The sequence below is a fragment of the Shinella sp. SUS2 genome, assembly GCF_001262505.1.
In the GTDB taxonomy this organism is placed as follows: Bacteria; Pseudomonadota; Alphaproteobacteria; order Rhizobiales; family Rhizobiaceae; genus Shinella.
On the sequence record NZ_KQ410723.1, the window covers coordinates 434,498 to 459,240 of the forward strand.

The 24,743-nt window shown below is 63.5% G+C and carries 28 protein-coding genes and 1 tRNA gene; 11 read left to right on the top strand and 18 right to left on the bottom strand.

All coding sequences use genetic code 11. The features are described from left to right. Positions 1–35: 35 nt before the first annotated feature. From cpaB to AKG11_RS02100, 3 genes are all read right to left on the bottom strand, one after another. Complete coding sequence (gene cpaB, locus AKG11_RS02090) at positions 36–842, bottom strand: Flp pilus assembly protein CpaB (RefSeq protein WP_024270979.1); 807 nt, start codon at positions 840–842, stop codon at positions 36–38. A 110-nt stretch (positions 843–952) separates the two neighbouring features. Further along, a complete protein-coding gene (locus AKG11_RS02095; RefSeq protein WP_050742827.1) occupies positions 953–1,459 on the bottom strand; it encodes an A24 family peptidase in 507 nt (168 codons plus the stop codon). A gap of 159 nt (positions 1,460–1,618) precedes the next feature. Then, complete coding sequence (locus AKG11_RS02100; protein WP_050742768.1) at positions 1,619–1,798, bottom strand: Flp family type IVb pilin; 180 nt, start codon at positions 1,796–1,798, stop codon at positions 1,619–1,621. A 382-nt stretch (positions 1,799–2,180) separates the two neighbouring features. Here AKG11_RS02100 and AKG11_RS02105 point away from each other — a divergent pair, with 382 nt between their 5' ends. The 7 genes from AKG11_RS02105 (at position 2,181) to AKG11_RS02135 (ending at position 7,571) form a co-directional block, all read left to right on the top strand. Further along, positions 2,181–2,534, top strand: coding sequence for a pilus assembly protein N-terminal domain-containing protein (locus AKG11_RS02105; protein WP_050742769.1), 354 nt, complete (start codon positions 2,181–2,183; stop codon positions 2,532–2,534). A gap of 124 nt (positions 2,535–2,658) precedes the next feature. Beyond that, the gene (locus AKG11_RS02110; protein WP_037408207.1) at positions 2,659–3,249 is read left to right on the top strand and encodes a TadE/TadG family type IV pilus assembly protein; all 591 of its coding nucleotides are present in this window, start codon (positions 2,659–2,661) and stop codon (positions 3,247–3,249) included. Further along, on the top strand, positions 3,249–3,860 hold the full coding sequence (locus AKG11_RS02115; protein WP_023515055.1) for a TadE/TadG family type IV pilus assembly protein: 612 nt from the start codon (positions 3,249–3,251) through the stop codon (positions 3,858–3,860). Before AKG11_RS02110 ends, AKG11_RS02115 begins: the two co-directional genes overlap by 1 nt. 119 nt (positions 3,861–3,979) lie before the next feature. Beyond that, positions 3,980–5,209 carry a phosphopentomutase gene (locus AKG11_RS02120; protein ID WP_050742770.1) on the top strand — a complete coding sequence of 410 codons (1,230 nt, stop codon included), beginning with the start codon at positions 3,980–3,982 and terminating at the stop codon, positions 5,207–5,209. Positions 5,210–5,217: 8 nt separating this feature from the next. Further along, positions 5,218–6,174, top strand: coding sequence for an adenosine deaminase (locus AKG11_RS02125; protein WP_371260035.1), 957 nt, complete (start codon positions 5,218–5,220; stop codon positions 6,172–6,174). Positions 6,175–6,279: 105 nt separating this feature from the next. Further along, positions 6,280–6,909: a uracil phosphoribosyltransferase gene (gene upp, locus AKG11_RS02130; RefSeq protein ID WP_023515052.1), complete on the top strand. Its 630-nt coding sequence runs from the start codon at positions 6,280–6,282 to the stop codon at positions 6,907–6,909. 125 nt (positions 6,910–7,034) lie between these two features. Further along, complete coding sequence (locus tag AKG11_RS02135; protein WP_023515051.1) at positions 7,035–7,571, top strand: retropepsin-like aspartic protease family protein; 537 nt, start codon at positions 7,035–7,037, stop codon at positions 7,569–7,571. Here AKG11_RS02135 and deoA read toward each other — a convergent pair. From deoA to AKG11_RS02170, 7 genes are read right to left on the bottom strand one after another with little or no spacing between them, the layout of a single operon-like run. Further along, the gene (deoA, locus tag AKG11_RS02140; protein WP_050742772.1) at positions 7,561–8,874 is read right to left on the bottom strand and encodes a thymidine phosphorylase; all 1,314 of its coding nucleotides are present in this window, start codon (positions 8,872–8,874) and stop codon (positions 7,561–7,563) included. The two genes, AKG11_RS02135 and deoA, sit on opposite strands and share 11 nt — an antisense overlap. A gap of 1 nt (position 8,875) precedes the next feature. After that, positions 8,876–9,652 (bottom strand): deoxyribose-phosphate aldolase, encoded by a 777-nt coding sequence (gene deoC, locus AKG11_RS02145; protein WP_050742773.1) that lies wholly within the window; start codon positions 9,650–9,652, stop codon positions 8,876–8,878. Further along, complete coding sequence (locus AKG11_RS02150; RefSeq protein ID WP_023515048.1) at positions 9,645–10,457, bottom strand: purine-nucleoside phosphorylase; 813 nt, start codon at positions 10,455–10,457, stop codon at positions 9,645–9,647. The genes deoC and AKG11_RS02150 overlap by 8 nt, the downstream gene beginning before the upstream one ends. Further along, positions 10,454–10,846 carry a cytidine deaminase gene (locus AKG11_RS02155; RefSeq protein WP_023515047.1) on the bottom strand — a complete coding sequence of 131 codons (393 nt, stop codon included), beginning with the start codon at positions 10,844–10,846 and terminating at the stop codon, positions 10,454–10,456. Before AKG11_RS02155 ends, AKG11_RS02150 begins: the two co-directional genes overlap by 4 nt. A gap of 3 nt (positions 10,847–10,849) precedes the next feature. Further along, positions 10,850–11,821, bottom strand: a complete 972-nt coding sequence (locus AKG11_RS02160; RefSeq protein ID WP_023515046.1) for an ABC transporter permease — start codon at positions 11,819–11,821, stop codon at positions 10,850–10,852. Positions 11,822–11,824: 3 nt separating this feature from the next. Then, entirely contained in the window at positions 11,825–12,958 is a 1,134-nt protein-coding gene (locus tag AKG11_RS02165) for an ABC transporter permease (RefSeq protein ID WP_050742774.1), read from the bottom strand. Beyond that, a complete protein-coding gene (locus tag AKG11_RS02170) occupies positions 12,955–14,490 on the bottom strand; it encodes an ABC transporter ATP-binding protein (RefSeq protein WP_024270976.1) in 1,536 nt (511 codons plus the stop codon). The genes AKG11_RS02165 and AKG11_RS02170 overlap by 4 nt, the downstream gene beginning before the upstream one ends. Before the next feature lie 155 nt (positions 14,491–14,645). On the opposite strand from AKG11_RS02170, the gene AKG11_RS02175 reads away from it, so the two are divergent. Continuing rightward, a complete protein-coding gene (locus AKG11_RS02175; protein ID WP_023516381.1) occupies positions 14,646–14,879 on the top strand; it encodes a SlyX family protein in 234 nt (77 codons plus the stop codon). Positions 14,880–14,942: 63 nt separating this feature from the next. Here the strand turns inward: AKG11_RS02175 and AKG11_RS02180 are convergent, their stop codons facing one another. The 3 genes from AKG11_RS02180 to AKG11_RS02190 form a co-directional block, all read right to left on the bottom strand. Continuing rightward, complete coding sequence (locus AKG11_RS02180) at positions 14,943–15,935, bottom strand: BMP family lipoprotein (protein ID WP_023516382.1); 993 nt, start codon at positions 15,933–15,935, stop codon at positions 14,943–14,945. Between the two features lie 218 nt (positions 15,936–16,153). Beyond that, positions 16,154–16,804 (bottom strand): peptide-methionine (S)-S-oxide reductase MsrA, encoded by a 651-nt coding sequence (gene msrA / locus AKG11_RS02185; protein ID WP_050742775.1) that lies wholly within the window; start codon positions 16,802–16,804, stop codon positions 16,154–16,156. Positions 16,805–16,886: 82 nt separating this feature from the next. Beyond that, positions 16,887–17,207 (bottom strand): hypothetical protein, encoded by a 321-nt coding sequence (locus AKG11_RS02190; protein ID WP_023516384.1) that lies wholly within the window; start codon positions 17,205–17,207, stop codon positions 16,887–16,889. Positions 17,208–17,441: 234 nt separating this feature from the next. Here AKG11_RS02190 and AKG11_RS02195 point away from each other — a divergent pair. The 3 genes from AKG11_RS02195 (at position 17,442) to AKG11_RS02205 (ending at position 19,506) form a co-directional block, all read left to right on the top strand. After that, positions 17,442–17,531 (top strand) — tRNA-Ser (locus AKG11_RS02195). Positions 17,532–17,926: 395 nt separating this feature from the next. Then, complete coding sequence (locus AKG11_RS02200; protein WP_050742776.1) at positions 17,927–18,286, top strand: hypothetical protein; 360 nt, start codon at positions 17,927–17,929, stop codon at positions 18,284–18,286. Positions 18,287–18,519: 233 nt separating this feature from the next. Beyond that, a complete protein-coding gene (locus tag AKG11_RS02205; protein WP_082342308.1) occupies positions 18,520–19,506 on the top strand; it encodes a sulfotransferase family 2 domain-containing protein in 987 nt (328 codons plus the stop codon). A 101-nt stretch (positions 19,507–19,607) separates the two neighbouring features. Here AKG11_RS02205 and AKG11_RS02210 read toward each other — a convergent pair whose 3' ends face one another. From AKG11_RS02210 to AKG11_RS02230, 5 genes are all read right to left on the bottom strand, one after another. Further along, positions 19,608–21,290 (bottom strand): cis-3-hydroxy-L-proline dehydratase, encoded by a 1,683-nt coding sequence (locus AKG11_RS02210; protein ID WP_050742778.1) that lies wholly within the window; start codon positions 21,288–21,290, stop codon positions 19,608–19,610. A 107-nt stretch (positions 21,291–21,397) separates the two neighbouring features. Further along, complete coding sequence (locus AKG11_RS02215) at positions 21,398–22,648, bottom strand: NAD(P)/FAD-dependent oxidoreductase (RefSeq protein ID WP_050742779.1); 1,251 nt, start codon at positions 22,646–22,648, stop codon at positions 21,398–21,400. A 7-nt stretch (positions 22,649–22,655) separates the two neighbouring features. Further along, positions 22,656–23,378: an amino acid ABC transporter ATP-binding protein gene (locus tag AKG11_RS02220; protein ID WP_023514921.1), complete on the bottom strand. Its 723-nt coding sequence runs from the start codon at positions 23,376–23,378 to the stop codon at positions 22,656–22,658. Further along, positions 23,371–24,021 (bottom strand): amino acid ABC transporter permease, encoded by a 651-nt coding sequence (locus tag AKG11_RS02225; RefSeq protein ID WP_023514922.1) that lies wholly within the window; start codon positions 24,019–24,021, stop codon positions 23,371–23,373. The genes AKG11_RS02220 and AKG11_RS02225 overlap by 8 nt, the downstream gene beginning before the upstream one ends. A 14-nt stretch (positions 24,022–24,035) precedes the next feature. Next, positions 24,036–24,701, bottom strand: a complete 666-nt coding sequence (locus AKG11_RS02230) for an amino acid ABC transporter permease (RefSeq protein ID WP_023514923.1) — start codon at positions 24,699–24,701, stop codon at positions 24,036–24,038. Positions 24,702–24,743: the final 42 nt, after the last annotated feature.

A 24,743-nucleotide genomic window follows, 5' to 3' on the forward strand; every position in this document is an offset into this window, starting at 1 on the left:
AGTCCTTGTGATTCCAAACACGGGTCAGCTCCTGGTCACTTCTGGGCTGCGGGCTCGCCGCCGTTTACGATTTCACCGGTCTTGATCACCTGTATGATCGGCATGCCATCGCCACCGCTGAGAAGGTAGTCGGCCGCGCCGGTATCGGATTCCTGGGCATCGGCGATGCTGCGCAGCGCCAGCGACAGACGCTCGGCCATCTGCTGGGCGACGGCGATCACCTTGGTCTGGTCGGGTGTAAGCTCCAATGTCGCAGTGGTGCCGACGGCGGATTTCGAACCGTCCTCGTTTTCCTGGATCTGCTGGTCGATGGCGAGCACGCGCACATTCGACAGGACAGTCTCGGTTATGTAGGAGCCTTCCGGGCTCTTGCGCACCATGATGACGTCAACGCGGTCGTTCGGAAGGATGAAACCACCGGCGCCCGTCGCGACCGAGATTTCGGTCGCGACCGCCCGTTTGCCCGACGGCAGCAGCGACGACATGATGCGGTTGCTCGAATCGGCGATCTTCTCCTGGCGGATCGGCTCGCCGTTGAAGATCGGCATGCGGGCAATGGCACCGTTGAGGTTTTCCATCGCGTCCGGCTGGTTCTGGTCGGTGATGAAACCCTCGGCGACCGAGCCTTCCGGCCAGGCCGTCCAGGCGATCGTTTCCGGATTGAGCCGCGCACCAACCGGCAGGCTTTCCCTTGCAACCAGCACGTTGACGGTCGGCTCCCGTTCGACGACAGCCTCCGGCTGGACAGGCGTGCCCCCACCGGCGACCTTCAGGGCCAGAAGCCCTGCGACGCCGGCCGAAACGACGGCCACTGCCAGAATGATGATTCGCGCCGGTCTCATGTGGTTTCCCTGGGCTGCGGACTTTTCTATCCGCCCACATTGACCGGCAATGGTGTAATTATGGTTAATGACTGACTTACGGGTATGGTTAACCGTAGCCTAACGACCCGTCACTGGCCGAGCGCCGCCAGCATCAGCGGCGAGGAGGGATAGGCCGCGAAGGCGCCGATACCGATGGCGATACCATAGGGCACCTTCTTGGCTTTCAGCAGATGATCGGGCACCGGCAGACCGGTGGCGAGGATCAGGTCGGAGCTGGCGCGCAAAGACAGGATCGCTATGGTGAGCAGACCGCCGAAGAAAGAGACGTAGACGAGGTATTCAACGAGAGAATGGGTGAGCCCGAACCAGACTGCGCTGGCCGTCAGGAGTTTCGCATCGCCGCCGCCCATCACGTTAAGAGCAAAGAGCGTGAAGCAGACAGCAAAGACCACGAGGCCGGCAGCAAAGTGCGTGGCGATCTCCGCCGGGCTGAGGCCGGCCAAAGGCGCCACGACGACGAATGAGGCGAGCAGGATCGCCGAGACCCGGTTGGGTATCAGCATCGTCAGGAAATCCGAGAAGGCCGCGACCGCAAGGCAGAGCGGGAAAACCACGAAGATGATGGCCTGGGTCATGTGCTTCGTCTCTTTGGTAACGCAAAACCGCTTCATGCTTTTGCTAGAATTACCCCGGGGCAGGATGCGCCCGATCCCTTTAGGAAAGGATAATGCCGCAAAAACAGAAAGCCGCCTCTGCAGGCGGCTTTCCGTATAAGGGCGATGCCCATCTACCAATCAGGGGCCGACGGCGGTCGTCAGCTTGCCGCCCAGCTTGCTGAACGTCGTGTCCAACGAGTTGCCGAGGGCGGTTGCGCCGGTGATGAGGGCAACGGAAATCAGGGCAGCGATCAGGCCGTATTCGATGGCGGTGGCGCCCGATTCGTCCTTCATAAGGCGAGCGAAAATCTTGGTCATGGTATTCTCCTAGCTCCACGATGTTGGTTCAGCACGTCCGCCAACTGTTTCCGTTGTTCGGATGACTGCAACCTACAGGCAAGCCATTTCCATCGACTTAAGGAAACCGGTTAACAAGACCTTGCCAATCGATTGCCGAATTTATGGTAAGCAATGGGTAAAACTCCCTACGCGCGCGAATCTCCTCTATTATTGAACCCGCTTGCGGTGCAAAGCGGGCAGAATGTGCGACAGATAATTCTGCAAGGCTAGCGAGTGGCTTAAAGCTTCATTCACCATTCACGGCGATGCTGTCGGTGTTTTATCGCCGGGATGACTGTTTATGGGACGCGATTGGATTTTCACGGCGTCAGCCGCAAGGCTTGCAACAGCCGCTTTTATCATGGCGGCGGCGGTTTTCCCCGCTCTTGCCGAGGAGCCGTTGATGCGCGTCTACATGGACCACGCCCGCGTGCTTAAACTCGACCGCCCCGTCAGCAAGGTGATCATCGGCAATGCCGACGTTGCCGATGCGACCGTGGCCGATGCCCAGACGATCGTGCTGACTGGTCGTAATTTCGGAACTACCAACCTGGTCCTGCTCGATGCGGACGGCAACGCCATTGTCGATGAGCGCATTCTGGTCTCGATCGACGAAGGCAACACGGTGCGCGTCTTCCGGCAGACGGACCGCTCTGTTCTCTCCTGCACGCCCAATTGCGAAGAGCACGTCGCCCGAAACAAGAGCGGAGGCTGACGCCACGTCTCGCTTCGGGCGTCCGAATGCGGGAAACCCTTCAACTCTTTCGCATCACGCATACGAAATATAAACGTTCCCCGGCCTATTGTCGCCCGTGTCCAGCATTTGGGAACGGATCGCGATGTCGCTCGATCATGATGCACCTGTACGCCGGAGGCCAATGAAGGGTCTTTTCGGTCGCCTTCTTGCCCGGCGCGACGGCGCGACGGCTATTGAGGTTGCGCTTCTCAGCCTGCCCTTCTTCCTGATCGTCTTCGCTTCGATCGAGACCTTCGTCGCTTTTTCCGCAGAGCAGCTTCTCGCCAACGCCACGGAAACCATCGCACGCAAGATCAGGACAGGGGAAATCCGTTCCAACATCAAGGAAGAGGATTTCCGGAAGGCCTTCTGCGACGAGATTGCCATTCTGATGCCATGCTCCCCCGAAGAAATCAAAAAGGCCAACAAACTGTTTCTCGACGTTCGAAGCTTCGCAAAGTTCTCGGATATCCCCAAAACCATTCCGCTCGTCGGCACAGATCTCGATACCGCGTCCTTCACGATCGCCCCGGGCGGCAAGCGAACCATCAATATCGTACGCGCGTACTATCGTTGGGACATCGTGACGGACCTCGTCCGCCCCTACATCTCCAACATCCGCGCAGCCGACGGTTCCCGGCAGAACTATCTGATGATGGCGACGACCGTGGTCCAGAATGAGGACTATCCGTGATGCGAATGGTTCTTTCCCCTTCGGATGCCGTGAAAACCTTGCAGGCCACCGGGCACGGCGTACTGCTGCGCCTGCGCCATTTTATCCAGGATCGCCGCGGCGTCGGCGCCATCGAGTTCGCGATTGTCGCACCGCTGCTGATAATGGCCTATGTAAGCGCCTTCGAGGTGACCGTCGCCATCACGGCCTCGCGCAAGGTGAGCCGCGCGTCGGCAACCGTTTCCGACCTCCTGACGCAGAGCAATACGACCAACAAGGCGACGCTCGACACGATGAAGGATCTTGTCGCCAAGATCGTGGCGCCGTTCCCCGTCAACAGCGCCTATACGCTGAAGATCACCGGTGTCGCGGTTGCAGCTGACGGCAAGGCAACCGTGGCCTGGTCCCGCGACCAGGCCGGAAACGTCCCCTATGCCAAGGGTAGTGCGGTTCCGCTGCCAAGCGACATCGGCGCCATGGAGACCTTCATCGTGCGCACGGAACTGTCCGTGCCCTATTCGATCCTGCTGCTCGCACCGAATCTCGATTCGAATCTCAACAAGATCAATCTCGGCCGGACAAGCTACTTCCGCCTGCGTGTCGGCAAGAAGATCGATTGCTCCGACTGCTGAGCCAACGTCTCGTTCATCCGGCGATTTCGCTTGAACCGCGTACAAGCGCCATGCCATGTCTGGCGGTTCATCCACCCATCCGACCGGCAGGCCGGATACGGGCAGACGGCAGGTGATCCATGGCGCGAGCCTTTCTCTTCGTTCTCGATTCCTTCGGCATCGGCGGCGGCCCGGATGCGGCCGCCTTCGGGGATCTCGGTGCCGATACGCTCGGCCATATCGCGGAATTCTGCGCGGCTGGCGTCGCCGACCGGCCGGGTCTCCGCCAGGGACCACTGAAACTTCCGAACATGTCGGCACTCGGTCTCCTGCACGCCGCCCGTGCCGCGACCGGCCGTTTCCCGCAGGGCATGGACGTGCCGCAACGCGTCTTCGGCTACCACGGCGCCGCCAGCGAGGTTTCCAACGGCAAGGACACACCTTCCGGCCACTGGGAGATCGCCGGCACGCCCGTCACCTTCGACTGGGGGTATTTTCCGACCGAAGGGGACGCCTTCGAGCCTGAACTCGTCGAGGCCATCTGCAGTGCCGGCAACGTCTCCGGCATTCTCGGCAATTGCCACGCCTCGGGCACCGACATCATCGCCCGCCACGGGCTGGAACATATCCGCAGCGGCAAGCCGATCTGCTACACCTCCTCAGACTCCGTCTTCCAGATCGCCGCACACGAGCGCATCTTCGGCCTCGACCGGCTGCTCGCCTTCTGCGAAACGGTGCGGCAGATTCTCGATGAGCGGCCGGGCGGGCGCATCGGCCGGGTCATTGCACGGCCTTTCGTCGGCGAAACGCCGGAAACCTTCGAGCGCACCGGCAACCGCCGCGACTATTCCGTGCTGCCGCCCGAACCGACCCTGCTCGATCGGCTGACCGAGGCCGGCCGCACCGTACATGCCGTCGGCAAGATCGGCGACATCTTCGCCCATCAGGGCATCGGCAGGCTGACCAAGGCAAACGGCAACATGGCGCTGTTCGACGCGACGCTCCACGTCATGGACGAAGCCGCGGACGGCGATCTCGTTTTCACCAATTTCGTCGATTTCGACATGCTTTACGGCCATCGCCGCGACGTGGCGGGATACGCCGCCGCGCTCGAAGCCTTCGACCGGCGCCTCCCGGAGGTGGACCGCAAGCTGAAGCCCGGCGATATCGTCATCCTCACTGCCGATCATGGCTGCGACCCGACATGGCGCGGCACGGACCACACGCGCGAACGCGTGCCGATCATGAGCTTCGGCCCGGGCCTGCGCTCGCGCCTGCTTCAAACCCGCACCACCTTCGCCGATATCGGCGAAAGCATCGCCCGCCATCTCGGCATTCCGCCGGGCCCGCATGGAAGGAGCTTTCTGTGACCAGACGCATGCCCAAGGCGGAACTGCACTGCCATATCGAGGGCGCGACCCCGCCGTCCCTCGCCCTTTCCCAGGCGAAACGCTACGGCATCGACACCTCGGCCTTCATCCGCGACGGCGAATATGCCTGGCAGGATTTCACCAGCTTCGTTGCAAGCTACGATGCGACGGCAAACCTCTTCCGCACGGAGGAGGATTACGCGCTGCTCGCCGAGACCTATCTCATCGAGATCGCCGAAGCCGGCGCCATCTACAGCGAGCTGATCGTCTCGCCGGACCAGGGTGACACCATCGGTATCGGCGCCGATGCCTATATACGCGGCCTCGCCGAAGGGGCCGAGCGGGCCAGGGCGAAGACCGGCATCGAAACGCGCCTCCTCATCGTCGGCATCCGCCATTTCGGCCCGGAACGGGTGGTGAAGGCGGCGGAATATGCCGCCCGCCGGCCGCACCCGCTGATTTCCGGCTTCAACCTTGCCGGCGAGGAGCGCATGCATCGCGTCGCCGATTTCACCCGCGCCTTCGACATCGCCCGCGATGCCGACCTCGGCATCACCATCCATGCCGGCGAGCTTTCGGGTGCCTTCAGCGTGCGCGATGCGCTCGACCGTGTTCGCCCCACCCGCATCAGCCACGGCGTGCGCGCCATCGAGGACGGCGACCTTGTAAAGCGGCTGGCAGACGAGGGCGTGGTGCTGGAAGTCTGCCCCGGCTCGAACGTGGCGCTGAAAGTCTTCCCGGACTTTGAGCGCCACCCGCTGCGCGCCCTCCACGAGGCTGGCGTGCGCGTCACGCTCAATTCCGACGACCCGCCTTTCTTCCACACCTCGCTTGCCCGGGAATACGAGATCGCGTCCTCCGTCATGGGTTTCAGTGATGGTGAACTTCTCGGCATGACGCGAACCGCAATCGAGGCTGCCTTCGTCGATGAACCGACGCGCCAGCTGCTGCTTTCCCGGCTTTGAGGGGTAAGCCGGCTGGGGATGTTTCCGGCCGGGTGCTCTCCACTCTTGCGGCCTTGCGCCGTTCCGTGGAAAAAGAAGCGTTTACTCATTCTCGGAAGGTTGGCCATGGACGGCGTCACAGTCATCGATCACCCGCTCGTGCAGCACAAGCTGACCATCATGCGCAAGAAGGAGACCTCGACCGGGAGCTTCCGCCGCTTGCTGCGCGAAATCTCCACCCTGCTCTGCTACGAGGTCACGCGCGACCTGGAGCTGACCACGCAGCGCATCGAGACGCCGCTCGAAGAGATCGACGCACCGGTGCTCGAAGGCAAGAAGCTGGTCTTCGCCTCGATCCTTCGCGCCGGCAACGGACTGCTCGAAGGCATGCTGGAACTGGTGCCGTCCGCCCGCGTCTCCCATATCGGCGTTTACCGCGACCACGAGACGCTTGAAGCGGTCGAATATTTCTTCAAGGCGCCCGACAGCATCGACGAGCGCCTCGTGATCGTCGTTGACCCAATGCTGGCGACGGGAAATTCGGCAATTGCCGCCATCGACACGCTGAAGAGCCGTGGCGCGACGAACATCCGCTTCCTCTGCCTGCTCGCCGCACCAGAGGGCATCAAGAGCTTCCGCGCGCACCATCCGGATGTACCGGTCTACACCGCCTCCATCGACCGCCAACTCAACGAGAAGGGCTACATCGTGCCCGGCCTCGGCGATGCCGGCGACCGCATGTACGGCACGAAGTGAGCGGTTAACCCATCCTTTACCAAGTCCATCGAAGTTCGTGGAGAGGGGCGCCGACGGGTGCCCCTTTTGCCGTCCGTTAGCCGGATGCGTGCTATTTCGGGACAGATCCTCCCGGAGACTGTCCCATGTTCGTTCGCAGCCTTGTCTTTCTCGTCGGTTCCGTCGTCGCAGCCGCGGCCTTCGTGCCCGGCGTCGCGACCCGTTATCTCGACGCGACCGCCAAGGCGCCCGAAGCGAAGGTGGAACAGGCGGCCCTGGAGACCGGAAAGAATGCAGCGCGCTACACCGGCAACCGCAGTGCCGTCATCAGCGCCGATCCGAGCGGTCATTTCACCGGCCTCTTCGCCATCAACGGTCGCAAGGAAGAGGGCATGGTCGATACCGGCGCCAGCATGGTCGCCATCAACATCTCGACGGCGCAACGCCTCGGCATCGCCAAGGCGGATCTTGATTTCCGCTATGCCGTCGATACGGCGAACGGCAAGGCGCGCGCCGCCTATGTCCGCCTCGACCGCGTCGAGATCGGCCCCGTGCGCATGGAGAATGTCGGTGCCATGGTGCTCGACGACAAGGCGCTGTCGGGCACGCTGATCGGCATGAGCTTCCTGAAGGGGCTGTCGTCCTACCGTGTCGAGGACGGCCGGATGCACCTCACCCGCTGATGCGGGTCAGGATATCCGGCGACGGCAGGGGTGCATCCGGTGCGATCCGGTAGAGCCCGGCAAGGCGCGCCACGCCATGCGCAGCGCTCTCCGCATCCGACGCATGCACGCGGCCGATCTCCTCGCCCTTCTCCACCTTCGTGCCGAGCGGCAGCAGCCGGTCGAAACCGACGCGATGGTCGATCCCTTCGTCCGGGCGGCTGCGCCCGCCGCCGAGCTCGATGACGGCAAGGCCGACGCCGCGTGTGTCGCAGGCCGCAAGATAGCCGGATTGCCGGGCGAGGACCGGCCGTGTGACCGGGGCCGGCACAAGATAGGCCTCCGGCCGCTCCATGAGGTCGGCCGGGCCGCCGAGCGCCTGCACCATGCGCCCGAACACCTCGGCCGCCGCGCCGCCGGCTAGAGCCGCGGCAGCCCGGCCTTCGGCCGCGGCGATATCCTGTTCCAGCCCCGACAGAACCAGCATTTCCGCCGCGAAGGCGAGCACGATGCGTTCGAGCCGCGTCCCGGCCTTCCCACCCTTCAGGAAGGCGATGCAGTTGGCGATCTCGATGGCATTGCCGGCGGCATCCGCGAGCGGCTGGTTCATGTCCGTAATGAGGGCGGCGGTCGTGACTCCGGCCCCGTTCGCGACCGCGACCAGCGAGCGCGCCAGCGCCTCCGCCTCGCCCGTATCCGCCATGAAGGCGCCGTTGCCGACCTTCACGTCGAGCACCAGCGACTGGAGGCCGGCGGCGAGTTTCTTCGACAGGATGGAGGCCGTGATCAGCGGTACCGAATCGACCGTCGCGGTGACGTCGCGGATGGCATAGAGGCGCTTGTCGGCCGGCGCGAGATCGGCTGTCTGGCCGATGATGGCGCAGCCGACCTCCCGGACCGTGCGGCGGAAGCGGTCGGCGGAGGGCATGATCGTATAGCCGGGGATCGCTTCCAGCTTGTCGAGCGTGCCGCCGGTATGGCCGAGCCCGCGACCGGAAATCATCGGCACGGCAAGCCCGCACGCGGCAGCGATCGGCGCCAGCATGAGGGAGACATTGTCGCCCACCCCGCCGGTCGAATGTTTGTCGGCGACCGGCCGGTCGATATCCGACCAGTCGAGCACATCGCCCGAATCGCGCATGGCGAGCGTCAGCGCCACGGTCTCCTCACGCGCCATGCCGTTGAACCAGACCGCCATGGCGAAGGCCGCCACCTGCCCTTCCGAGACGCTGCCATCCGTGAGGCCGGCGATGAAGCGGGCGAGCTCCTCCGCGGTGAGAACCTCGCCGTTCCGCTTGCGGCGGATCGTCTCCTGCGGGAGCATGCTAGTAGCTCGCGGGCGGCGGGGGCGGTGCGGACTGCCCGCCGAGCACGGAGAGGATGTCGCCGAGAAGGCCGGAGGCGCCGAAGCGGAAGGTTTGCGGTGTCGCCCAGTCCGCGCCGAGGATCGAGGCGGCGAGCGCGAGATATGCGTCGGCATCCGCAACGGTGCGCACGCCGCCCGCCGGCTTGAAGCCGGCCGGCTTGCCGCTGTCCTTTATCGCCGTCAGCATGATTTCGGCGGCCGGCAGTGTCGCGTTGACGGAGACCTTGCCGGTCGATGTCTTGATGAAATCGCTGCCGGCGGCAATGGCAAGGTCCGACGCCTTGCGGATGAGCGCCGCATCCTTGATCTCGCCGGTTTCCAGGATCGTCTTGAGGCGCACCGGCGGCGTGCAGACGGCCTTGATCGCCGTCACCATCTCGCTCACCGCCGCCTCGTTGCCTGAAAGGAAGGCGCGGTAGGGGATGACAAGGTCGATCTCGTCGGCGCCATCAGCGATCGCCTGTTTCGTCTCCGCCAGCACGTCGGCAACAGCAAGGTCGCCGGAGGGGAAGTTGACGACGGTCGCGATCTTCACCGCATGGCCCGCGCCGAGGATGCCCCGTGCCTGCGCCACGAACCGCGGCCAGATGCAGATTGCGGCCGTGTTTCCAAAGCGCGTCTGCGCCTGGGCGCAGAGCTTGTCTATGGCGGCGGCATCGCAGGTGTCGCTGAGGTCCGTCAGGTCGAGCAGCGAGAGCGCCTTTTGCGCAGTGGCCTTGATGCTGTCTTCATGCATGGTCTTCGTCTCCACCCGCGATCATTTCGGCAAGGATCGCGGCAAGCCGCTTCCCGCCGACCGGGGCCATGTCCTTGGTTTCGTGGTGGCTGAGCTCGCCGCCCGTCATGCCGGCACCGAAATTGGTGATGACCGAGGCGGCGGCGACGTCAAGGCCAAGATGGCGGGCGATCAATACTTCCGGCACAGTCGACATGCCAACGGCATCAGCACCGAGGACGCGCGCCATGCGGATCTCCGCCGGCGTTTCGAAATTCGGGCCGGAGAACCACATGTAGACGCCTGACGACAGCGGGATCCCCAGTTTCCCGGCCGCCCTCTCCATGCGCGCGGCAAGCGCCGTGTCATAGGCATTGGTCATGCCGACGAAGCGATCGTCGCTGTCGATGCCGATCAGCGGATTGGCGCCGGAAAAATTGATGTGGTCGGAAATCCGCATCACCGAGCCGGGCGGCATGTCCTCACGCAGCGAGCCTGCCGAATTGGTGAGAATCAGCGACGTGACGCCGAGCCCCTTCAGCACCTCGATGGGCGGGCGCATGGCGTTGGCATCGCCACGCTCGTAATAGTGCACGCGGCCGGAGAGCATGATGACCGGCACCGCGCCGAGCGTGCCGATGACCATTTCGCCGGCATGGCCGGAAACGGAACTGACGGGAAAGCTCGGCAGGTCCGAGTACGCGATGCGCAGGGGGTTCTCGACTGCTTCGACGAGCGATCCGAGGCCGGAGCCGAGCACGATGCCGTAACGCGGCAGCACGCCGCCGAGGCGGGCGCGCAGCAGTTCCGTGGTTTCGGCGCTCATCCGATTACATCCGTCGCAAAGCTGTGCGGCAGAAGCTCGTCCATGGTCATGGTCTTCTTCACACCCGCCTCGTCACAGAGATAGATCGGTGTCCTGGCGGTGGCGAACTCCGCGATCTTCTGCCGGCAGCCGCCACAGGGCGGGCAGAGCGGCAGCTTTTCGGCGATGACGGCCATTTCGACGATCTTCTTGTTGCCGGCCATGATCATGTGGCTGATCGCGGTCGGCTCGGCGCACCACCCCTGGGGGAAGGAAAGGTTCTCGATATTGGCGCCGGCGTAGATCTTTCCGTCCTCGGCGCGGATCGCCGCGCCGACGGGGAATTTCGAATAGGGCGCATGGGCGAAGGCCATCGCGGCGCGCGCCGCCTCGAAGAGGTCGTGGGACATTTTTTATCGCTCCTTGACGTAGGGCACCCCGCCGGCCTTCGGCGGAATGGCCTTGCCGATGAAGCCTGCGAGCAGGATCACGGTCAGGATATAGGGCAGCGCCTGCATGAACTGTACCGGCACCTTGCCGATCAGCGGGAAGGCATAGCCCTGGTAGCGGATGGCGAAGGCATCCAGAAAACCGAAGAGCAAGCAGGCGAAGAGGATGCTCTTCGGCCGCCACTTGGCGAAGATGAGGGCGGCAAGCGCGATATAGCCCTTGCCCGCCGTCATGCCCTTGGTGAAGCCGGCATTGGCGGAAAGCGAGAGATAGGCCCCGGCGATGCCGCACAGGATGCCGCAGCAGATGACGGCACGGTAGCGCAGCCAGATCACCGAGATGCCGGCCGTATCGACCGCACCCGGGTTTTCGCCGACAGCGCGAAGGCGAAGGCCGAAGCGCGTGCGGTAAAGGATCCACCAGCTGGCCGGCACCATCAGGAAGGCGAAATAGGTCAGCGGCGAATGGCCGGAAAGCAGGCCCGAATAGATCTGCCCGAGGACCGGCACGTCGCGCACCGCATCCGCGAAGGGCAGCGTGATCCGCCCGAAGCGCCCGTCCTCCGTCAAAGCCGGCGTACGCCCGCCCTGGCGGAACCAGGCTTCGCCGAGGATGACTGTGGAGCCGGCGACGACGAAATTGATCGCGACGCCCGAGACGATCTGGCTGCCACGCTGGGTGATCGAGGCATAGCCATGGACCAGCGAGAGCAGCACGGAGACGAGCACGGCGGCAAGAAGCCCCATCGTCACGGACTGCGTGATGTAGGCAACGGAGCCCGCCGCGAAGGCGGCGCCCAGCATCTTGCCTTCGAGGCCGATGTCGAAGATGCCCGCCCGTTCGGTGAAAAGACCGGCAAGCGCGGCAAGGATCAGTGGCGTGGAGACGCGGACGGTCGACTGGGCCAGCTCGATGAAGACCTGAAAGAAATCCATGGCTCAGGCTCCCTTGGTGGCGGCGACGTCGCGGGTCTTCGGCGAGAGCCCGAGGACGATGCGCGCGATGGCGGGACGGAACATGTGCTCGAGCGCGCCGGCGAAGAGGATGACGAGACCCTGGATGATGACGATCATGTCGCGCGAGATGGAGGGCATCTCGAAGGAGATTTCCGCCCCGCCCTGGTAGAGCATGCCGAAGAGCAGCGCGGCGGGAATGATGCCTGCCGGATGGGACCGGCCCATCAGCGCCACCGCGATGCCGACGAAGCCCGCGCCCTGCACGAAGTCGAGCTGCATGCGGAACTGCTCGCCCATGATCGGGTTCAGTGCCATCATGCCGGCAAGCCCGCCCGAGATCATCATGGTGATGACGATGATCTTCGCCTCCTTGATGCCGGCATAGCGCGCGGCGGCGGGGCTGTGGCCCATCGTGCGCATCTCGTAGCCGAGCTTCGTGCGCCAGATCAGCACCCAGACGCCGAAGGCCGCAAGAAGCGCCAGCAGGAAGGAAATGTTGAACGGCGCCGTGCCGACGGAAAGGCCGAAGATCGACATCAGCCAGTCGAGCTTGGGCAGCTGGCCGCCGGCATCGAAGGTGCGGGTTTCCAGCGACATCGAGCCGAGCGGCTTGAACACCTTGTTGAGCAGGTAGTTCATCAGGCTGGCGGCGATGAAATTGAACATGATCGTCGTGATGACGATATGGCTGCCGCGCTTGGCCAGCAGCCAGCCGGGGATCAGCGCCCAGAGCGCGCCGAAGAAGGCGGCGCCGAGGATGGCGATCGGGAAGACGAGATACCAGGGCAGCGTCTGGTCGAAGGACAGGCAGGCGAGCGCCACACCGATGCCGCCGATATAGGCCTGCCCTTCGCCGCCGATGTTGAACAGGCCGCAATGGAAGGCGACGGCCACGGCAAGGCCGGTGAAGATGAAGGTCGTGGTATAATAGAGTGTGAAGCCGATGTATTCGCCGCGGCCAAAGGCGCCATTGATCATGTGGTAGGCGGCTTCCAGCGGGCTTTCGCCGACGATGAGAACGACGAGGCCGGAAATCAGGAAGGCGACGGCGAGGTTGACGAGCGGGATCAGGCCATATTCGGCCCAGGCCGGCAGTTTCGCATGAGGAACACTCATTCCGCGGCCTCCTTCCGGCCTTCCACCCCGGCCATCAGCAGGCCAAGCTCTCCTTCGGTGGCATCCGGCGTACGCTCGCCGACGACACGACCGGCGAACATGACCAGGATACGGTCGGACAAGGCACGGATCTCGTCGAGCTCGACCGAGACGAGCAGCACTGCCTTGCCTTGGTCACGCATCTCGATGATACGCTTGTGAATGAACTCGATGGCCCCAACATCGACGCCGCGCGTCGGCTGGCCGATGACCAGCACGTCCGGTCCGCGCTCCATCTCGCGCGCCAGCACGATCTTCTGCTGGTTACCACCGGAGAAATTGGCAGTCTTCAGCCGCGGGTTCGGCGGGCGGATGTCGTAGGCGGCAATCTTCTCCTCCGCATCGGCGCGGATGGCGTCGATGTCGAGCAGCATGCCCTTCCGGTATTTCGGATCGTCGTGATAGCCGAGGATGGCGTTTTCACTTTCCTCGAACTTCAGGACCAGGCCGACATGGTGCCGGTCTTCAGGCACATGGGCGAGACCGCGCTTGCGCAGGTCTGCCGGGTCGGCATGGCCGGTGACGTCGATGGGGCTGCCCTTGAGCAGCACGGTGCCAGATTTGGCGCGGCGGATGCCGGAGATCGCCTCCAGCAGTTCCGACTGGCCGTTGCCGGCAACACCGGCGATACCGACGATCTCGCCGGCGCGGATGTCGAAGGAGACGTCATCGACCATCGTCACGCCCCGGCTGTCGCGCACGGTGAGGTTCTTCACCGAAAGCTTGACGTCGGCAGGCTTCGCCTCGCCCTTTTCGACGCGCAGCAGCACGCGGCGGCCGACCATCAGCTCGGCCAGCTCCTCCACCGAGGTATCCTTCGTCATGCGTGTCGCCACCATCTCGCCGCGGCGCATGACGGAGACCTCGTCGGTGATCGCCATGATCTCGCGCAGCTTGTGCGTGATGAGCAGCACCGTCTTGCCCTCGGCCTTCAGCTGCTCGAGGATGCGGAAGAGGTGATCGGCTTCCGCCGGCGTCAGAACGCCCGTCGGCTCGTCGAGGATGAGGATGTCGGCCCTGCGGTAGAGCGCTTTGAGGATTTCCACGCGCTGCTGGATACCGACGGGCAACTCCTCGATGACGGCATCCGGATCGACCTCCAGCGCATATTCCTTTTCCAGCCGCTTCAGCTCGGCACGGGCCTTGGTGATGCCGGCATTGAGGATCTGGCTCTCTTCCGCGCCGAGCATGATGTTTTCCAGCACGGTGAAATTCTCGACCAGCATGAAATGCTGGTGCACCATGCCGATGCCGGCGGCGATCGCCGCATTCGGGTCACGGATACTGACCTTGCGGCCACCGACCAGGATGTCGCCATGGTCGGCCTGGTAGAAGCCGTAGAGGATCGACATGAGGGTGGATTTTCCGGCACCGTTTTCACCGATAATGCCGTGAATGGTACCCTTGCGGACCTTCAGGTTGATGTTCCGGTTGGCGTGGACGAGGCCGAAGCTCTTGTCGATGCCCTGCAGTTCGATTGCCAATTCGCTCATGACGATCCACTCTTACGGGGATTTGAGGCCAACGGGCCTTTCGGCCGATCGGTCTTAGTCTTGTTGCTTCCGCCGTGCTTGTCCAGCCTGATTGCGGGTTGATGCGGCCCTCGCTATAGCTCGTGCCGCCGGCAGCGAGCGACGAGGACCGCCCCATGACACCGCCTGAGATCACGCCCGACCTTCCCGAAGATGACCGCATCGCCCGCCTGGAAGAGCATATCGCCCACCAGGCGAAAACGATCGAGGAGCTTTCCGACCAGCTCGCCGAACAATGGCGCGTGATCGAACAGCTGCGGTCGAAGCTCGACCGGCTGACGGAGCGGTTCCTCGTGCTGGAAGAGGGCTCTCTCGATGCCCCGGCCATCACCCGCCCGCCGCATTATTGAGATCCAGGACGGGGAGACGGAATCGGCCCGTCCGCCTTCCGGCAAACGGGCCGTCACTGCCGCTTAGTAGGGGCAGGTCTCGTCCGACATGTAGTCGTGCGGCTTCACCGTACCGGCGATGATATCGGCGCGCGCCTTGTCGACGGCGGCCTTCATTTCCGGGGTGATGAGCGGCGCATTGTTCTCGTCCATGGCGACGTCGACGCCATTTTCCTTGAGGCCGAGCACGTTGACGCCAGGCTTGAACGTGTCGTTCTTGGCGGTGATGAAGGCGTCATAGACGGCCACGTCCACACGCTTGACCATCGAGGTCAGAACCTTGCCCGGATGCAGGCCGTTCTGGTTAGAATCGACGCCGATGCCGAGCTTGCCGGCATCGACTGCCGCCTGGAGAACGCCCACGCCCGTGCCGCCGGCCGCATGGTAGACCACGTCGGAGCCCTGGTCGAACTGGGACTTGGCGATTTCACCGCCCTTGACCGGGTCGTTCCAGGCATCCGGCGTCGTGCCCGTATAGGCTTCAAGCACCTTCATGTCCGGGCCGAGCGACTTGGCGCCGCCGATGTAACCGCAGGCAAACTTGTGGATGAGCGGGATATCCATGCCGCCGACGAACGAGACGGTCTTCGTCTTGGACGCCATGCCGGCGAGGATGCCGGCGAGCCAGCCGCCTTCCTCTTCCTTGAAGACGACCGAGCGGACGTTCGGCTTGTCCACGACCATGTCGATGATGGCGAACTTGGTGTCCGGATATTCGGCAGCGACCTTCTCGAGCTGGGCCGCCCAGGAGAAGCCCGCCATGACGATCGGGTTGTTGCCGTCGCTGGCGAAGCGGCGGAGCGCCTGCTCACGCTGCGCGTCATTGGCGATTTCGAAGTCGCGATATTCGATGCCGGTCTCGGCCTTGAACTTTTCCGCGCCGTTATAGGCTGCCTCGTTGAACGACTTGTCGAACTTGCCGCCGAGGTCGTAGATGATCGCCGGCTTGATGTCCGCGGCAAGCGCGCTTGCCGACATGGCGGCCGTGGCAAGAAGAGTGAGAAGGGTTTTTTTCATTGTGCAGCCCTGTTCGCTATTGATCTTATAGGGACCTTCCGCGTGGGCGCCCGAAAGGCGCGCAACGGAGCCACCGACCCGTTCCCTTGGGTCAGGCTGGCGGCATCCTTGCATGGCTCAAGGAAAAATTCACCAGAAATTTTTCAACTGGTAAAAAATAGAAGCCGCCACGAAAGTCTTTTCGCAGCGGCTCGCATGTTTCTGAAAATTTTACGAAATCAGCCGATGGCGCAGGAGACGCCCGTGCCCCGCAGGCCGCAATAGCCGCCCGGGTTCTTGGCAAGATATTGCTGGTGCACATCCTCGGCAAAGTAGAACGGCCCTGCCTCGGCGATCTCCGTGGTGATCTTGTCCGTGCGCCCGGCCGCGATCAGCGCCGCCTGGTAGACGTCGCGTGCGCGGCGCGCGATCGCAAGGTCCGCCGGGTCGTCGAGATAGATCGCCGAGCGATAGGTCGTGCCGATATCGTTGCCCTGCCGCATGCCCTGCGTCGGGTCATGAGCCTCGAAGAACGCCTTCAGCAGCGTCTCGAGGCCCACCACCGCCGGATCATAGACCACCCGCACGACCTCGGTATGGCCGGTCAGGCCCGTCGTCGTCTCGTGGTAGGTCGGGTTGGGCGTGAGACCGCCGGAATAGCCTGCCGCCGTCACATGAACGCCCGGGATCTTCCAGAGCAGCCGCTCGGCACCCCAGAAGCACCCCATGCCAAGCAGCACGGTCTTGAAACCATCGGGATAAGGCCCCTTCAGCGGACGCCCGCTCACGAAGTGGGTCTCGGATGTGGGAATGGGCTCGGCGCGCCCGGGCAGAGCCGCGCCGGGGGCGGGCATGACGGTCTTCTTGTTGAACATGTCGATCAGGAACATTTTTGGCCTCCTGGCCGGTTGGGCGATTCCAGCAACGGTGCCCGGCGGCCTGCCTGGCGAGAATTGCGTGAAAAGGCATCTTTCAGGCGGTAAAGCGACCCGCGACGGGCGGACGCCGGTAGGCGATCAGCCAGAAGAACAGCGAGACGGCGAGCAGGACGGCAAAGGCCGGCTGCGAGAGCACCCACATGGCCGCCGGATCCCAGACATAAGGATGGAGGTTGCGCATGATGCCGTCGGCAACAAGTGCAATCGTGTCCGGGCTTGCCGTGCTCCAGGCCACGGCGAGTGGCGTCAACACCGGCTCGGAGGCCGAAACCGACTGGATCGCATCGATCGTGCCCGCCATGACGGCGACGACCAGCGCGAGAAGGCTGATGGCCTTCAGGATGAACCGTATCATCGCACACCCTCCATGTACCGCCTGCGCAAGCCTAAATCCGCTCCGCTTCCTTCGTGCCTATAGATAGGAAGACGGCCGGCATTTCGCAATCCTTCGCCCGAAGCCGAACATCCTTCAAAAATCTGTCAGAAAGCGGTTGATCCCGCCGCAAACCTCGGTATATATCGCGCCGTCCCGCCGAAATGGAAACAGGAAAGCGGTCCGCGCCGGATTGACCATCGGCTGCGAGCGGACGGACAGGTGGCCGAGTGGTTGAAGGCGCACGCCTGGAACGCGTGTATAGGGGAAACTCTATCGAGGGTTCGAATCCCTCTCTGTCCGCCATTTTCTCAAATCGCCTCCTCATGCTAGATTTCCGTTCATCTGGTGCCCGGCGCCTTTCGTCGTCGGATCATTGCAAACGCTGCCTGCGTATTCGGGCGCAATGCCTGGCACGCCCTTGAAGACTTTTGCCGAACCCGGGGTTCGACACCCCCCCTCACGAAGAGGCGCCACAGCAACGCTGCAGTTTTCGAACTGGCCAGCCTTGGCAGAAATAGTTTAACGGCTTTCACCTTCGGGCAAAATGCTGAGTATCCGCTCGAGCCTGTTTCGCTGTACTGGCTCTGAGATAGCCGGAAAACTTCAACTTTTCGCTGCCTCAGAAAATTTATCACACAAGTCAACATCTGTTCTTCGACAAGAAACCAGCCATTTCACCCGACCGAGCAAGGGTTTGATTGGCCGGCGTATTTGTCGAGCGTATTGATTTCAAAATTTCCATCCTGAGTGGAACCATTGTCGACCTACAACAGTTTACCGAAGAACAACCGGTGATGGTGGGGTCCGGCATGCACGATATTGTTGTTCGGGTCTTCAGCAGGAATGGCCATGAGCTTCTCGCCATGATTCCTCTAAACAGCATGGCCTTCGTTCGTCAGGACGGCATCCCCGGCTCGGACAGTGAAATCATAGCGGGCGCCATGCTGTTGCTTCGCGACCAGAGGCGGTTTTCAGATACGGAGATCGAGTCCTTTCGCTACCGGGTGGAGCACCCGCGACGCCCTGACGTCTCGGCCTTCAACGCTGATGGCGCCTAGCTTCGTTTGACATCTGAATTTCCGGACATCCAGGACCATTGATGGCGGGGCGCAAGGCGTCACGCGACGCGTTTTGAACCTGCCGACCTCGACCCGCGCTACACAATGTTGCACGCAGGCGTTCTGGGTGGATTTCGGCATGCCCATCTGACGGCAGCAAGCCCGGCCGCTCCTTGGCACGCGCCCCGCTTCAGGAGCCGATCCTTGCCAGTGCGATCGGCATCGCATGAACCGTGCCGTTTCCCATTCGCTCTCCTGCACGTTCCCGGCGCGGCCTTCGCAAGCGCCGCCAAGATTATAGATTGAACTTTCCACGCACCCCATCCATCACGAAAAATTTTCATGGGATTTCTGGATATATCGAAAGAGCCGCCCTACAATTCTTTGAATCAATAGAAAGGTTGCATAGCTCGTTCCGCACAATCTTCAAAAATGAGCGGTCAGATATACCACAAACCGGGAAAAGCTCGTTGGTCGTTACGATAGAAAAACTAAAGGTTGCATATTTTCCGGTGCCGAAGGCTGCGAATACCTCGATGAAGCATCTGCTTCACGGCATCAAGACTGGGAAGAGATTTACAACGACTACGGATCAGGCAACCGGCGCTGTCCGCCACATCCACAGGGAGTACAGAACGCCGAAATTTTCGTCCATCAAATCCGAGGATTATCGCGGGTTCTTCAAAATCGCGATCGTCCGGGACCCGGTCGAAAGAGTGGTTTCCGCCTGGCGGAACAGGGTCATGCATCACAAGGAGCTGGAAGACGGAAGTACAGCGGAAAAAATCCATCATGTCGGCCTCCCCCAAAAGCCGACACTGCCGCAGTTTGTCGAGTGCCTGGAAGAATACCGGGCGGTGAACAAGTCCATTGCCGTTCATACGGCACCGCTTGTTGATTTTCTGGGCCCGTCCCGAAATTACTACGACTTGATCTTCGACATTTCCGAATCCCGCCAGATCGAAGTTTTCTTCTCGACCCTCACCGGTGAAGACAGGAAGCTGCCGGTCAAGCAGATTGGCGGGCCACCGGCGAACCGGGATCAACTGTCTGACGAACTCGTTCAAAAACTGGAAGGCACCTACAAGGACGACTACCGGCTTTTTGGAGATGTTTTCGGCAGGCAGACCGATCTGCAGCTGATCGCCAAGCGTGCCAAAAGGCACAAGGCTTCCCTGAATGGTTTTCTTGCCCGCCTGAAATCAAGGCTGCTGAAATAGAAACACACACCGGGTGGGCCGCTTGCTTCATGCGAGAACACCCGAGATGCGAGTCCACACATACTCGCCTTGCTGACGCCCGCCGGGGCATTGTTTTCCGGTCAGGAGAGCCAGGATGGCAGGCGAGGCGGCACGCGGGCGGTCAGAGCCGCCTCGATACAGTCGGAAAGATTGCCGAAGCGAACGGTGCGGCCGGAAAGGCCCGGGCCGTAATGGGCGTATTTGCCGGAGTTGGTGAGGAGTGTGCGGGTCCTCGGCGGGAAGACCGGCTCGGAGATCGAGCACCAGCAGAGGTCGGGCAGGACCTGGACGCCGCTTTCCCTTAGCCGGGCAACAATCGGGCCGGCTTCCGCCATGACATCGCGGCCGGCGGTGACGATCACGGCGACGTCCGCGTGGCAGCTGCGGCTGGCAAGGGCATCGGCAAGGGCCTGGCATTCCGAGAGCGAGGCATGCGGGCTGCCGATGGCGACGAGCTCGACCTCGGCCGGCCCCTCGTTGAACATCGTCCAGACCTCGGCCATGTCGGCGCGGGTGATCGTCACGAAGTCGGCGGCAAGCGATGCCGCACCGCGCGCTTCGGGCGTGACACCCTCGATATGCAGCATGGGGGCGGCGGAGGTGGTGCCGAAGGCGGCGCAGAGGGCCTTGAGATCGTCCCGCGTCGGCTTTGCGGCGGCAAGGCCGCGCAGGAGCGGGATGCGGTCGGGCGCGGCGCGGCCGGCGAGATAGCCGATGAGCGGCCAGAAGGCATCGTCGATCCCATCGGGCAGATCGACATCGACAATCCGCCTGGGTTTGCGGTGTTCGTCGAGATAGACGCCGGACAGTGGCGCGCGGCCGGTGAGCGCGATGCAGAGGTCGAGGAAATCGGGGTGCTTTGCCGTGCGGGCGCCGAGCACGGTGTTGGCGAAGATCACCGCATTGGATTCGGCCCAGGCGATGGCTTCGCCGGCCTTCGGCGCATTGTCGAGCAGGTAGGGCGAACAGGTGAAAGTTGGGCGGCAGCCCATGCGGACATAGGCATCGGCGAGGCGAGCGGCAGGGTCGCCGAAGGACGGCGGTACGCCCTGGGCCTGCCAGTTGGCACGGTCGACGGAGATGGCGTTCATCGTGGTCGGCACGCGGACCGTCGCCCCCATCTCGGCCATCTTTTCCGCAAAGGTAAGATTGGCGGGGCTGGCATAGATGCAGCCGTCGATATGGCCCTGCACGACATCGACGAGTTTCAGGGCACCCTGCTGGGCCGCCATGGCGGTGGTGATGCGCATGGCGAGCGCCACGGCGATGCCGTCGCGGCCCTCAAGCATGGCGCGATCGTCTTCCGTCAGGTCGAGCGCGGCGGTGGCGGGCGGAGCGACGGGGATGGTGAGACCGTCGGCCTCGATCATGGTTTCACCGATCCGGGCGCTCTTGGCACGACAGAGTGCCTCAAAGGCCGCTGGGGAGAGGCGCAGGACCGGCAGGGATTTGCCGAACATTTCCGCGGCGATCAGCGCGCCAAGGGTCAGAACGTCCTCCGCCTCGCTGAAGACGAGGGCTGCGGGGGCACGGCCTGTGAGGGCGAGATCGAGCAGCACGCCGGAGCCGGTGCACGAGCCGCGGCTCGACGGCATCATCAGGATGCCGCCGGTGATCGTCACGCCATGCAGCGGGTGGTGCACGTCGATGACGCTTCCGGTGGCGGGATCGACACCGCCCCAGAAGCTCAAGGCCTCGCCGGTTGCGATGACCGGACCGGAGGCGGTGCCGGAAAGGATGCTGTAGGCAGAAAGGTCGGCCATGGGACGGTTCCTCTATTGCTGGGGCTATTCCATCAAAGCGACGATGCAGCGCTACCGGAAAACCGGAGAATGCAGCCTGCCCGCACCCCGAGGAGCGCGGGCGTGGCCTAGAAGCGCTGCGGCGAAAAGGACACGATGTCGATCGCCGGCGGATGGCCGGCCACGAGATCGGCGACGAGCCGCGCCGTGCCGGCGGACTGGGTGAGACCGAGATGGCCGTGGCCGAAGGCATAGACGACATTGGGGGTGGCGCGGGCGCGGCCAATGGCGGGCAGGCTGTCGGGCAGCGAAGGGCGGAAACCCATCCACTGCACGCCGCCCGCCGGCTTCAGGCCGGGCAGGAAAGCTTTCGCCTTCTCCAGCATCGCCTCGGACCTGCGGAAATTCGGCGGCAATTTCAGCCCGCCGAGCTCCACCGCACCCCCGACGCGGATGCCGGTCGATAGCCGGGTAACGACAAAGCCATGGCCGCCGAAGGTGACCTGTGTCTTGAGGTCGAAGGCGTCGGCTGGCAGGGTCGTGTTGTAGCCGCGTTCGGTTTCGAGCGGGATGGCTTCGCCAAGCGTACGGGCGACCTGGTGCGAGAAGGCGCCGGCCGCGAGCACGACCTTTTCCACCCGGCGCGTGCGGCCGTCCGTCGTCGTGATCTCGACACCGCCTTCGACGGGCCTGAGGCCGGACACCTCGGCCCGCTCGATCCTGCCGCCCCTGGCACAAAAATGATCGGCAAGCGCCAGCGTATAGAGCTTCGGGTCGGCGATGGAATACCAGCCGGGCGTGAAGGTGCCGTGCGTGAAGCGCGGTGCGAGGCCGGGCTGAATCGCGGCCATCTCGGCCGCGTTCATGTGGCGGAACTCGATGCCGTGCGCCTCGCGCGCCTTCCAGCCGGGCAGCGATGCATTGAGTTCGGCCTGGCTTTCATAGACTTGGAGGTTGCCCTCCTTGCGCAGCATGGGAAGCGTGCCGGTCTCGGCGAGGAAGGGTTCCAGCTCGGCCCTCGAAAGGTCCATCAGCGCGGTCTGCGCGGTCGTGGAATGGGCGACGCGGCCTGCCGAGCAGGCGCGCCAGAAGCGGAACATCCAGGGTGCGATCTGCAGCGCGTAGGACGGCGGCACGCTGAGCGGCCCGAGCGGGTCGAGCAGCCATTTCGGCGCTTTCTTCAGGATGCCGGGCGAGGCCAGCGGCAGGATGTCGGTGAAGGCGAAGGCGCCGGCATTGCCCGCAGAGGAGCCGGCGGCGGGGGCTTCACGCTCGATGACGGTAACGGCAAGGCCACGGGCCTGGGCGGCAATCGCCGCGGAAAGGCCGACCACGCCGGCGCCGATGACGACGACGCCGGGTTCGATTCCAATCTGCATCATGGCCTCAGTGCGTCGCGGCGAGGAAGGTCTTGAGGTCGGCATCCTTCGGGGCGCCGAACAGCTCTTCCGGCGGCGCGATTTCGGCCATCACACCCTTGTGGAAGAAGGCGACGCGATCGGAGACCTCGCGGGCGAACTTCATTTCGTGCGTGACGCAGATCATCGTCATGCCCTCGGAGGCGAGCATGCGCAGCGTGTCGAGCACTTCGCCGACGAGCTGCGGGTCGAGTGCCGAGGTCACCTCGTCGAACAGCATGTAGGCCGGCGACATGGCAAGCGCGCGGGCGATCGCCATGCGCTGCTGCTGGCCGCCCGACATGCGGCTCGGATAGACCTTCAGCTTGTCGCCGAGGCCGACATGGGTGAGCTGCTTGACGGCCATGGCCTCGGCCTCGGCCTTGGACTGGCCGAGCACCTTGACCGGCGCCAGCATGACGTTTTCGAGCACGGTGAGGTGCGGGAAGGCGTTGAACTGCTGGAAGACGATGCCCAGCTTGCGGCGCAGCTTGTTGAGATCCGTGCCCTTGGCATGCACGTCCGTGCCGTCGACGACGATGCGACCGCCGTCGATGGTCTCAAGGCCGTTGATGCAGGTGAGCAGCGTGGATTTTCCCGAGCCCGAGCCGCCGATGATGGTCAGGACCTCGCCCTTCTGGACGGTCAGGTTGATCCCCTTCAGGACTTCCAGCGAGCCGAAGGATTTGCGGACGTTTTCGATCTCAATCATTGGACCACCGTCTTTCGAGATAACCGCCGAGCCGGGCGATGGGGAAGCTGATGATGAAGTAGATGGCGCCGCAGATGAGCAGGATGAACAGCGGCTCCTGCAGGCGCGTGACGAGGATCTGCGAGGCGCGCAGAAGCTCGATGAGGCCGAGCCAGAGCACGAGGGCCGAATCCTTCATGACGCCGAGCGTCAGGCCGATCCAGGCGGGCAGCGAGACGCGGGTGGCGAGCGGGGCGACGATGTAGCGCATGTCCTGCCACCAGGTCATGCCGAGCGACCGCGCCGCGCGGCGCGTGGTGGCCGGTACGGAGGAAATGCCGCCGCGCACGATCTCGGTGCAATAGGCCGCCGTATAGAGCGACAGCACAACGCAGGAGGTGGTGAAGGGCGCCCAGCCGAGCTTCATGATCGATTGCAGCGCATTGCCGAGCACGAGCTGGATGAGCAGCGGAACGGAACGGAAGATATCGAGCACGAAGGTGAGCGGCATCGACCAATAGGGGCCGGCCTGGTTGCGGATGACGCCGCACAGGATGCCGAGAACCGTGCCGGCAAGGACGGAGACGGCGGTGACGGCAAGCGTCATGGCCGCGCCCTTGGCGAGGAAGCCGAGATCGGCGAGGGTGAGAGCGGTGTCGAACATGGTGTTTCCCCCTCTCAGTAGCGGAACATGCGCGCGGCAGCGAGGCGTGCTGCCAGCGTCACAGCCTTGGCGATCAGGTAGTAGATGACCGCGGCAAGAGCGAAGAATTCGAATGTGCGGAAGGAGACCGCGTTCAGCGCCTGGGTGATGCCGGCCAGATCCGTGTTCATGCCGACGGTGACGCCGAGCGAAGTCATCAGGATCGCCCAGACCATCTGGTTTGTGGCGGGCAGGAAAGCGATGCGCAGCATCTGCGGCATGACGATATAGCGGAAGGCCTGCAGCGGCGTCATGCCGAGCGAGCGGCCGGCGCGGGTCTGCGTCTCCGGGATCGCCTTCAGGGCGCCGCGGAAGTTTTCCGCGAGATAACCGGCATTGTTGAAGGCGATACCGACGAGCAGCGCCGTATAGGGGCTGAGGTGGATGCCGAAGCTGCCGAGGCCGAAATGCGCCATGTAGATCTGGAAGAGGGCCGGCGTGTTGCGCGCGATCTCGACCCAGGCCGTGGCGAAGCCGCTGAGAATGCGGTTGCCGGACAGCCGGAAGAGCGTCAGTGCCAAAGCGACCACGAGGCCGATGGCCATGGAGAGAAGCGCGATCTGAAGCGTGACCAGCGCGCCGTCCAGCATCTGGGGCAACGCCTTCAGCGCCTGGTTCCAATGGAAAGTGTAACTGAACATTGCCGTCTCACCCTTCGGAAACGATGAACGGCGCGGGACGCA

What these genes read in the sequence shown, in the direction of transcription:
- cpaB (WP_024270979.1), bottom strand. Translation starts at nt 842, where the DNA reads ATGAGACCGGCGCGAATCATCATTCTGGCAGTGGCCGTCGTTTCGGCC.
- AKG11_RS02095 (WP_050742827.1), bottom strand. Translation starts at nt 1,459, where the DNA reads ATGACCCAGGCCATCATCTTCGTGGTTTTCCCGCTCTGCCTTGCGGTC.
- AKG11_RS02100 (WP_050742768.1), bottom strand. Translation starts at nt 1,798, where the DNA reads ATGACCAAGATTTTCGCTCGCCTTATGAAGGACGAATCGGGCGCCACC.
- AKG11_RS02105 (WP_050742769.1), top strand. Translation starts at nt 2,181, where the DNA reads ATGGCGGCGGCGGTTTTCCCCGCTCTTGCCGAGGAGCCGTTGATGCGC.
- AKG11_RS02110 (WP_037408207.1), top strand. Translation starts at nt 2,659, where the DNA reads ATGTCGCTCGATCATGATGCACCTGTACGCCGGAGGCCAATGAAGGGT.
- AKG11_RS02115 (WP_023515055.1), top strand. Translation starts at nt 3,249, where the DNA reads ATGCGAATGGTTCTTTCCCCTTCGGATGCCGTGAAAACCTTGCAGGCC.
- AKG11_RS02120 (WP_050742770.1), top strand. Translation starts at nt 3,980, where the DNA reads ATGGCGCGAGCCTTTCTCTTCGTTCTCGATTCCTTCGGCATCGGCGGC.
- AKG11_RS02125 (WP_371260035.1), top strand. Translation starts at nt 5,218, where the DNA reads ATGCCCAAGGCGGAACTGCACTGCCATATCGAGGGCGCGACCCCGCCG.
- upp (WP_023515052.1), top strand. Translation starts at nt 6,280, where the DNA reads ATGGACGGCGTCACAGTCATCGATCACCCGCTCGTGCAGCACAAGCTG.
- AKG11_RS02135 (WP_023515051.1), top strand. Translation starts at nt 7,035, where the DNA reads ATGTTCGTTCGCAGCCTTGTCTTTCTCGTCGGTTCCGTCGTCGCAGCC.
- deoA (WP_050742772.1), bottom strand. Translation starts at nt 8,874, where the DNA reads ATGCTCCCGCAGGAGACGATCCGCCGCAAGCGGAACGGCGAGGTTCTC.
- deoC (WP_050742773.1), bottom strand. Translation starts at nt 9,652, where the DNA reads ATGCATGAAGACAGCATCAAGGCCACTGCGCAAAAGGCGCTCTCGCTG.
- AKG11_RS02150 (WP_023515048.1), bottom strand. Translation starts at nt 10,457, where the DNA reads ATGAGCGCCGAAACCACGGAACTGCTGCGCGCCCGCCTCGGCGGCGTG.
- AKG11_RS02155 (WP_023515047.1), bottom strand. Translation starts at nt 10,846, where the DNA reads ATGTCCCACGACCTCTTCGAGGCGGCGCGCGCCGCGATGGCCTTCGCC.
- AKG11_RS02160 (WP_023515046.1), bottom strand. Translation starts at nt 11,821, where the DNA reads ATGGATTTCTTTCAGGTCTTCATCGAGCTGGCCCAGTCGACCGTCCGC.
- AKG11_RS02165 (WP_050742774.1), bottom strand. Translation starts at nt 12,958, where the DNA reads ATGAGTGTTCCTCATGCGAAACTGCCGGCCTGGGCCGAATATGGCCTG.
- AKG11_RS02170 (WP_024270976.1), bottom strand. Translation starts at nt 14,490, where the DNA reads ATGAGCGAATTGGCAATCGAACTGCAGGGCATCGACAAGAGCTTCGGC.
- AKG11_RS02175 (WP_023516381.1), top strand. Translation starts at nt 14,646, where the DNA reads ATGACACCGCCTGAGATCACGCCCGACCTTCCCGAAGATGACCGCATC.
- AKG11_RS02180 (WP_023516382.1), bottom strand. Translation starts at nt 15,935, where the DNA reads ATGAAAAAAACCCTTCTCACTCTTCTTGCCACGGCCGCCATGTCGGCA.
- msrA (WP_050742775.1), bottom strand. Translation starts at nt 16,804, where the DNA reads ATGTTCCTGATCGACATGTTCAACAAGAAGACCGTCATGCCCGCCCCC.
- AKG11_RS02190 (WP_023516384.1), bottom strand. Translation starts at nt 17,207, where the DNA reads ATGATACGGTTCATCCTGAAGGCCATCAGCCTTCTCGCGCTGGTCGTC.
- AKG11_RS02210 (WP_050742778.1), bottom strand. Translation starts at nt 21,290, where the DNA reads ATGGCCGACCTTTCTGCCTACAGCATCCTTTCCGGCACCGCCTCCGGT.
- AKG11_RS02215 (WP_050742779.1), bottom strand. Translation starts at nt 22,648, where the DNA reads ATGCAGATTGGAATCGAACCCGGCGTCGTCGTCATCGGCGCCGGCGTG.
- AKG11_RS02220 (WP_023514921.1), bottom strand. Translation starts at nt 23,378, where the DNA reads ATGATTGAGATCGAAAACGTCCGCAAATCCTTCGGCTCGCTGGAAGTC.
- AKG11_RS02225 (WP_023514922.1), bottom strand. Translation starts at nt 24,021, where the DNA reads ATGTTCGACACCGCTCTCACCCTCGCCGATCTCGGCTTCCTCGCCAAG.
- AKG11_RS02230 (WP_023514923.1), bottom strand. Translation starts at nt 24,701, where the DNA reads ATGTTCAGTTACACTTTCCATTGGAACCAGGCGCTGAAGGCGTTGCCC.